This is a genomic window from Lysobacter enzymogenes (assembly GCF_017168095.1).
GTDB lineage: Bacteria > Pseudomonadota > Gammaproteobacteria > Xanthomonadales > Xanthomonadaceae > Lysobacter > Lysobacter enzymogenes_D.
In genome coordinates, this window is the sequence record NZ_LXSD01000080.1 from 1 (window position 1) to 7,743 (window position 7,743).

A 7,743-nucleotide genomic window follows, 5' to 3' on the forward strand; every position below is an offset into this window, starting at 1 on the left:
TGCACGCGCTCGTCGCCGAGCCGCGCGCGCAGGCGCTCGCGCAGCTGCGCCCACGGCAGCGCCTGCTGCGGGCGCGGGTCGAACAGGTCGCGCGCGGCCGGCACGAACGGCGGCAGTTCTTCGGCCAGCAGGCGCAGCGCCACCACCGGCGCCGGCAGTTGCGCGTGCTGCAGGCGGCCGCGCGCGAGTTCGAACAGCATCGCCGCTTCGCGCTCCGGCGCGAGCAGGCCGACCGCGACTTCGCTCGGCGGGCGCTGTTCGCGATGGCTGTGGCGCTCGTGTTCGAGCAGCAGCTTGAACCGGGCCACGCCGCCGTCGCGGCCGGACAGGTACGCGGCCAGGTCGGCGGTGAGCCGGCGCAGCGGGAACAGCAGCGCCTGGCTGGATTCGGCTTCGTGGCCGAGCTCGATGCGCGCGTCGAACGCGTCGGGCGGTTGGTAGAAGCTCAGCGGCGGTTCGGCCACGCCGCGCAGCGCGTCCAGGCGCAGCAGCAGGTCCGGGCCGAAGCGCCGCGCCAGCGGCGCGCGCGGCAGCGCGAACACCGCGCCGAGCTTGCGCAGGCCCATGCGTTGCAGCGCCTGCACCGCGGCCGGGTCGAGGCCGCTGCGTTCGATCGGCAGCTTGGCCAGCGCCGGCAGCAGCAGGTCGTCGTCGAAGCACAGGCCGTCGCCGACATTGGTCAGCGCGCGCGCGGCGAACGGATTGGGCGCTGCGGCCATGCGGTGGCGGAAGCCGAGTTCGGCCAGTTCCGCGTTCAAGCGCTGGCGCAGTTGCGGCCAGGCGCCGAACAAACGCCGGCTGCCGGCGATTTCCAGCACCAGGGCGTGGGCGAATTCGGCGCTGACCTGCGAGCTGTAGCGATAGGCCCAGGCGGCGAGCAACTGGCGCGCGCGCTCGGCCGCCTGCGGGTCGAATTCGGCGGTCTGCACGCCGTCGGCGATGGCCTGCGCGGCGACCAGCGACAGGCCGGGCCGCAAGCCGAGCGCGCGCGCGGCGGCGTTGACCGAGTGCAGGCGGCGGCGCGCGTGCGGGCCTTCGACCAGGACCAGCGGGCGGTCGGGATCGGGGTGTCGGCGCAGGACCACGTCCATCGCCAATTGCGGCAGCAGCAGGCAGGCCCAGCGCATGGCGTCAGCGGCGCGGCGCGGGGAACGGCCGCGGCGGGTTGGAAGTCCGCGCCGCGAAAGCTTCGGTATTCGCGGTGGGAGGGACTTCAGGCCCGATGCTTTCGGCTCCGTTCGCGGCGTCGGAACGGCTTGCGGCGCCGGAACGGAAAGCATCGGGCCTGAAGGCCCTCCCACTGAACTCGATGACCGCGGCGCGGTTCGCCTCGGTTTCGCGCGCGGTCGAGGTGTCGCGCGCGGCCGGTTCCGCGCGGTCCGCGGGCGCGAACGCGATCGCCCGCGTCGGCGCATTGCCGCCGCGGCACTTGAGCACGCGCAACTGCGCCGGCGCGGCGTCGATGGCGATGCGCAGCGCGGCCGGCGAAGGGTTCAGCGCGGCGCGCGCCTCGCGCAGGGCGAAGCCCAGGCATTGGCCGCTTTCGGCCGCCACCTGCAGGCGCCGCAGGGCGCGGTCGTCGGCGCGCTGCGGCCAGCACAGCACCGCCGCGCAGGCACCCGAGCGCAGGCACTGCTCGGCCGCCCACAACGCATCGCGGCCGCTCGCGCGCACCACCTGCAGGCGCGACAGCGCCACGCCCGCGTCGCGCCAGGCCGGCGCATACGGCAGCAGCGGCGGGTCGACCAGGACGATCATGCCGGCCTCGTGCGCCTGCTCCTGCCCGGGCGCCGCGCGCGACAGCCGCGCCAGCGCCGGCCACAGCAGGCTCAGTTCGCCGACGCCGGCGTGCGGCAGCAGCAGTTCGGTCAGCGCCGCTTCGGGCCAGCCGCCGGTCGGCAGCGCGGCGTCGAGCGCGGCGTGGCCGGTGGACTGCGCGGACGGCGCGATCTGCGCGCTCTGGCCGCGCCACAGCCGGCGCGAACCGAGCAGGCCTTCCAGCGATACGGGCGGAGTGCTCATCGCCGGCCGCTCAGGCGCTGCGCACCAGGCCGCAATACAGCCCTTCGATGGCGAAGTCGGCATCGAGGGGCACGCGGATCGGCGCGTAATCGGGATTGCGCGGCAGCAGGGCGATGCCGTCGGCGTCGATGCGCAGGCGCTTGATGGTGATTTCCTCGCCCAGGCGCGCGACCACCACCTGGCCGCTGCGCGCATCTTGAGTGCGGTGCACCGCGACCAGGTCGCCGTCGAAGATGCCGTCCTCGCGCATCGAGTCGCCCTTGACCCGCAGCAGGTAGTCCGGCCGCGGCGAGAACAGCGCGCGGTCGATCAGCACGTGCGCTTCGGCCTCGGCGTCGGCGCCGATCGGCGCGCCGGCGGCGACCCGGCCGAGGATCGGCAGGGCGGCGCGCGCGTCGTCGTTGTCGGCGCGCGCGGCGAACCCAGCCAGCTCCAGGCCTTCGCGTTCGGCGCGCCAGGCCAGCGCCTCGCGCACCCCGGCCGGACGCAGGCGGATGCCGCGCGCGCGGCCCGGCAGCAGTTCGATCAGCCCGTCCTCGCGCAGCGCCTGCAGGTGGTAGCCGGCGGAGCGGTTCTGGCGGAAACCGAAGCGCGCGCAGATTTCCTGCTGCGACGGCGGCAGGCCGTCGGCGTCGAGGCGCTCGTGCAGGAAGGCGAGCAGGGCGCGGCGGAGGTCGGTGAGGCTCATGTACTAATTTTAGTAATAATCCGGGCACGCCGGTAAGCCAGGGCGGGCGCGGCCGACGGACGGGAGATGGAGGATCGGCGCAGATTGAGCGCCGCAAGTCGCAGCGGCTGCGACGGAGCACCCCTGTAGGAGCGGCGCAAGCCGCGACCGCGGGGCATCAAGATCGCGCTGTAAGTGCCTGCGCTACATGCCAAAATTGCGCCGCAAGCGTGTTGGTTCGCGGTCGCGGCTCGCGCCGCTCCTACAGGGGCTGGCGGGAAGCGCCGACGAACGGTGCCGGAACCTATTGACCGGCTACGGTCCCTTCATTAATTTCTGTCTAAACAGAAATAAGAGAACGACCATGCCCCTCAGCCCCCTGCAAGAACGCTTCGTCCTCCACTGGGGCGAGATGGGCAGCCGCTGGGGCGTCAACCGCACCGTCGCCCAGATCCACGCGCTGCTGTTCCTGTCCGAGCGCGCGATCACCGCCGACGAGATCTGCGAAACCCTCAACCTCGCCCGTTCCAACGTCAGCACCAGCCTGCGCGAGCTGCAGTCCTGGAACCTGGCCCGGGTCACCCACGTGCTCGGCGACCGCCGCGACCACTTCGAGACCTACAAGGACGTGTGGGACATCTTCCGCGCCGTGGTCCAGGAGCGGCGCCGGCGCGAGATCGAGCCGACCCTGAGCATGCTGCGCACCGCCGTGCTCGACGGCGACAACGCCGCGGTCCCGCCCGACCAAAGCGACCCGCGCGACCGCCTGACCCTGGCGCGCATGCGCGAGGTGCTGGAGTTCATGGAGACCGGCACCGGCTGGATCGACGAGATGAACCGGCTCGACCCCAAGACCTTGATCAAGCTGCTGAAGATGGGCGCGCGCATCCAGCAGTTCGTGCGCGGCCCGGTCAAGCCGCTGCCGGCACCGCAGGCGCAGGCCGTCGGCGTGCTGTTCGCCGACGAGGACGAGGCGGGCGAGGGCGCCGGCCCGGACGCCGCCGCGCCGCCCGCGGATCGCTCGTCCTGAGCGATCCCCTTTTTTGCCGATCAATTTCTGTAATTACCGAAATAACTGTAGGAGTCGATCATGAAGAACGATCCCGCCCCACGCTCGCCGCTTGAACCCGTCGTCGCCCTGTACGACCGCGCTTGCCCGCTGTGCCGCACCGAGATGCACCGGCTCAAGGCGCGCGACCGCCGCGGCCGGCTGCGCCTGGTCGACATCGCCGCCGAGGGCTTCGACGCCGCGCACTGGGGCTTCGAACTCGAAGCCCTGCGCAACGCCCTGCACGTGCGCGGCGCCGACGGCCAGTGGCGGATCGGCGTGCCCGGCATCGCCGAGGCCTACCGCGCGGTCGGCCTGGGCTGGCTGACCTGGCCGCTGCGCGTGCCCGGCGCCGGCCGCGCCGCCGCGCGCGCCTATCGCTGGATCGCGCCGAACCGCCACCGCGTCTCGCGCTGGCTGGGCTATCGCGAAGCCGGCGAAGACCCCGCGCCGCGCTGCGACGACGGCCATTGCCCCACCCACTTCTGAGGACGCGGCCATGGACCTGCACACCTTGTTCCTGAGCTTGCTGCTGCTGCAGATCGCGATGGGCGCGCTCGACACCGTCGCCCACCACGAAGTGATGGAGAAGCTCGCCAACCGCCGCAGCGCCGCGCTCGAGCTGAAGCTGCATTCGGCGCGCGGCTTCGTCTACGGTTTCTTGTTTTTGGTGTTCGCCTGGCTCCGCCCGCAAGGGCTGTGGCTGGCGGCGGTGTGGGCGCTGGTGCTGATCGAAGTCGCCATCACCTTGTGGGACTTCGTGGTCGAAGACGCGACCCGCCTGCTGCCGAACACCGAGCGCGTGCTGCACACCATCCTCGCGGTCAACGGCGGCGCGATGTTCGCGGTGTATGCGCTGGCCACGCGCGGCGACTGGGCGCTGCCCAGCGCATTGACGCCGGTCGCGCACGGCTGGATGTCGTGGGCGCTGAGCGCGGCCGCGCTCGGCATCGCCGCCAGCGCGGTGCGCGACGGTCTGGCCGCGCGCGCCAACGCCGCCGAACCGGCCCCGCGGCCGCTGCTGGCGCAGCATCCGCAGCAGCATTTCCTGGTCAGCGGCGGCACCGGCTTCATCGGCACCGCGCTGGTCGAAGGCCTGCTCGCCGGCGGCCACCGCATCACCGTGCTCAGCCGCGATCCGCGCCGCGCCGCGCTGCGGTTCGGCGGGCGCGCGCGCTGCATCGCCGACACCGCCGAGCTGCGCGACGACGAGCGCATCGACGTGGTGGTCAATCTCGCCGGCGCGCCGGTGGTCGGCCCGCGCTGGTCGCCGGCGCGCAAGCGCGCGCTGTTGGCCAGCCGCGTCGGCACCACCGACGCCTTGCGCGCCTGGTGCGATCGCGCCGTCGTCAAACCGGCGCTGTGGCTGCAGGCCAGCGCGGTCGGGCTGTACGGCGCGCAGGCGCGCAGCGCGCCCGAACTGCGCGAGCTCGCGCCGGTGCGCGGCGATTTCCCCAGCGAACTGTGCGCGGCCTGGGAGCGCGCGGCCGCGCCGGTCGGCGAGCACGGCGTGCGCCTGGCCACGCTGCGCCTGGGCCTGGTCCTGCACCGCAGCGGCGGCCTGCTGCCGATGCTGGCGCTGGCGGCCGCGCTCGGCGGCGCCGCGCGCCTGGGCGACGGCCGGCAATGGTTCGCCTGGATCCACCTCGACGACGTGCTGCGCTTCGTCGAGCACGCGGTCGAACACGCCGGCGTGCGCGGCCCGTACAACCTGGTCGCGCCGGGCGGCTGCACCCAGGCCGAGTTCACCCGCGAACTGGCGCGCTCGCTGCATCGCCCCGCATGGCTGGCGATGCCGGCCGCGCCGCTGCGGCTGCTGCTGGGCGAGATGGCGACGATGCTGCTCGACGGCCCCGTCGTCGCGCCGCAACGCCTGGCCGACCAGCGCTTCGCCTTCGTCCATCCCGTGCTCGCCAGCGCCCTGGGCGGCGCGCGCGCCGGTTCGGCGATCGATCCGCGTTCTGACTATGTGGGTGTAGGACACCCGGGTGAGGGACATGGAACTGTTGCAACGCGTTGACCTGCCGGCGCGCGCCGGCGACCGCGCCGTCGCTCCGGCGGCGGCGGACCTTCCCGCCGCGGCCGGCCGAGCGGCGCCCGCGCACGACCTGACCGAACTGCTCAAGGCCGCGCTGGGCCCGCGCTGGGCGCTGCTGCACCCGCATATCCAGGCGCGCTTCGGGCTCGCCGGCGGCCACGCCCGGGCCGAATACGTCGGCGACATGCACCAGGTGCGCTGCACCCGCCTGGGCGCGCTGTTCGCGCGGCTGATCCGCTACGCGCGGGTGCTGCCGCACCACAACGCCGACGACGTGCCGTTCCGCTTCGACGTCGAACCGCTGCGGCGCGAACTGGGCTGGCTCAAGACCCGCACCTACCACTTCGCCGAGGAAATCTTCAGCTTCCGCTCGCGCATGACCCTCGGCGCCGACGGCGAACTGCTGGAGCACTTCGGCGGCGGCCTGGGCATGCGGGTGCGCCTGGAAGTGCTGCCGAACCGGCTGGTGTTCGTCGACGACGGCTTCTTCCTGCACTGGCGCGGCCTGCGCCTGCCGCTGCCGCGGCTGCTGTCGCCGGGCCGGTTCGTGCTGGTGCACCGCGACCTCGACGCCGAGCAGTTCGAAGTCTGCATCGACGTCGTCCACCCCTGGTTCGGCCCGCTGTTCCACCAGGAAGGCCGGTTCCAGCGCATGCGCGGCTGAAGCGCCGTCGCGATCCCGCGCAAGCCACGGATGGCTGCCTTGTAGGAGCGACGCAAGTCGCGACCGCGGGGCCTCAAGCTAGCGGCGCGAGCCTGCGGCAGCGCGGTCGCGGCTCGCGCCGCTCCTACAGGAGGCGCCTCGCGGCAACGCGAATGCCCGCGCAATCCACGCCCACCTCCTGTAGGAGCGACGCAAGTCGCGACCGCGGCCGCTCAAGCCCGCAGCGCAACCCCACAACAACCCAACCACCCGCTCAAGGCGCCCGAAACACCACGTTGTACTGAAACTTCCGCCCCGCCACCGCGCGCAATTTCTTCGCATCGCGATGTTCGGGATTGATCAGCGCGTTGTACTCCTCCGGCACGATCACCGACGGCACCAGCAGGATCGCCGAGTCGCCGCCGCGCAGCCATTGCGCGCCGATGCGCACGCTCGCCAGGCCGGCCGGCACCGCGTCCCAGCCGCCGGGCAGGTCGGCGACGGCCAGCTGGATGCGCGCCTTCCACACCGACGGCGGCACCTCGATCGCGACCACGTGCCGGTTCAGCGGCAAGCCGTGCGCGTCGACGTAGGCCGCCGTCTCCAGCGCCGCCAGCGCCAGCGACGTGGCGGTGTAGAGCACGCGCTGGCCTTCGTCGTTCCAGCGTCCGGGAAACTTGGCCGCGCCCGCGCCGCTCATGTCGTCGGCGCGGTAGGCGCGGGTTTCGCCGGCGATGCGCCACAGCTTGGTCATCGGCCCGGCTCCGTGCCTGCGCCGCGCCGGCTCACTGGTAGGCCCCGCTGGCCAGCGCGCCGAGCAGGCGCGCGACCACGCTCAAACCGGTCGGGGTGTCGAGCAGGTCGGCCGGGCGCTGGCCGCCGAGCGCGGCCTGCGGTTGCTCGATCCATTGGCCCAGCCAGCGCGCCGCATCGAACTCGGCCGCGGCCGGGTCGGTGCTGTCGGCGACGATGTCGCGGGCGATGCCGAGCAACTGGATCAGCCCCAGCGCGGCCTGGCCGCTGGCGCCGGTGATGTGCGCCTGCTGCGCGGCCTTGGCCTCGGCGGTGGCCTTGGCGATGCCGAGGATGTCGAACATGCGCACCGCCGGCAGGTCCATGTCGCTGGCCATGTGCTTGACCATGCGCGCCGGCACGCCTTCGCGTTCGGCCTCGACCCGTTGCAGCGGGGTGGCTTCGCGCAGGTAATCGACGTAGCCGTTGAGCGTGGCCGGTGCGGGCGGGGCGGCCGGCGCGTCGCGCACGGCCAGCCTGCGCTTGGCCAGCGGCGGCGCGTAGGCGGCGTCGTGGACCAGGCGCTGGCCGGC

Annotated in this window: 8 protein-coding genes and 1 pseudogene; 4 read left to right on the plus strand and 5 right to left on the minus strand. The window is 73.2% G+C overall.

The genetic code is table 11. From position 1 onward, the window contains the following. The 3 genes and pseudogenes from A7A76_RS02310 to lexA all read right to left on the minus strand — a co-directional run. Positions 1–1,127 (minus strand): Y-family DNA polymerase (locus tag A7A76_RS02310; protein WP_206409680.1); only part of this gene is annotated, 1,127 nt, incomplete at its 3' end. A 259-nt stretch (positions 1,128–1,386) separates the two neighbouring features. Then, positions 1,387–2,022 (minus strand): annotated as a pseudogene (gene imuA, locus A7A76_RS02315) (translesion DNA synthesis-associated protein ImuA); the annotation flags it as partial. Positions 2,023–2,032: 10 nt separating this feature from the next. Further along, positions 2,033–2,710 carry a transcriptional repressor LexA gene (gene lexA, locus A7A76_RS02320; RefSeq protein ID WP_206409682.1) on the minus strand — a complete coding sequence of 226 codons (678 nt, stop codon included), beginning with the start codon at positions 2,708–2,710 and terminating at the stop codon, positions 2,033–2,035. Positions 2,711–3,053: 343 nt separating this feature from the next. Between lexA and A7A76_RS02325 the strand changes: the two genes are divergently transcribed. The 4 genes from A7A76_RS02325 to A7A76_RS02340 are packed head-to-tail and all read left to right on the plus strand — an operon-like array spanning position 3,054 to position 6,439. Further along, positions 3,054–3,719 carry a GbsR/MarR family transcriptional regulator gene (locus A7A76_RS02325; protein WP_206409683.1) on the plus strand — a complete coding sequence of 222 codons (666 nt, stop codon included), beginning with the start codon at positions 3,054–3,056 and terminating at the stop codon, positions 3,717–3,719. A gap of 60 nt (positions 3,720–3,779) precedes the next feature. Then, the gene (locus tag A7A76_RS02330; RefSeq protein ID WP_206409684.1) at positions 3,780–4,226 is read left to right on the plus strand and encodes a thiol-disulfide oxidoreductase DCC family protein; all 447 of its coding nucleotides are present in this window, start codon (positions 3,780–3,782) and stop codon (positions 4,224–4,226) included. A gap of 10 nt (positions 4,227–4,236) precedes the next feature. Next, entirely contained in the window at positions 4,237–5,757 is a 1,521-nt protein-coding gene (locus A7A76_RS02335) for a TIGR01777 family oxidoreductase (RefSeq protein WP_206409685.1), read from the plus strand. Next, positions 5,735–6,439, plus strand: coding sequence for a DUF4166 domain-containing protein (locus A7A76_RS02340; RefSeq protein ID WP_206409686.1), 705 nt, complete (start codon positions 5,735–5,737; stop codon positions 6,437–6,439). Before A7A76_RS02335 ends, A7A76_RS02340 begins: the two co-directional genes overlap by 23 nt. A 253-nt stretch (positions 6,440–6,692) precedes the next feature. On the opposite strand, the gene A7A76_RS02345 is transcribed toward A7A76_RS02340, so the two are convergent. Beyond that, positions 6,693–7,172: an RES family NAD+ phosphorylase gene (locus A7A76_RS02345; protein WP_206409687.1), complete on the minus strand. Its 480-nt coding sequence runs from the start codon at positions 7,170–7,172 to the stop codon at positions 6,693–6,695. A 31-nt stretch (positions 7,173–7,203) separates the two neighbouring features. After that, positions 7,204–7,743: antitoxin Xre/MbcA/ParS toxin-binding domain-containing protein (locus A7A76_RS02350; RefSeq protein WP_206409688.1), on the minus strand; the 540-nt coding region annotated here is incomplete at its 5' end.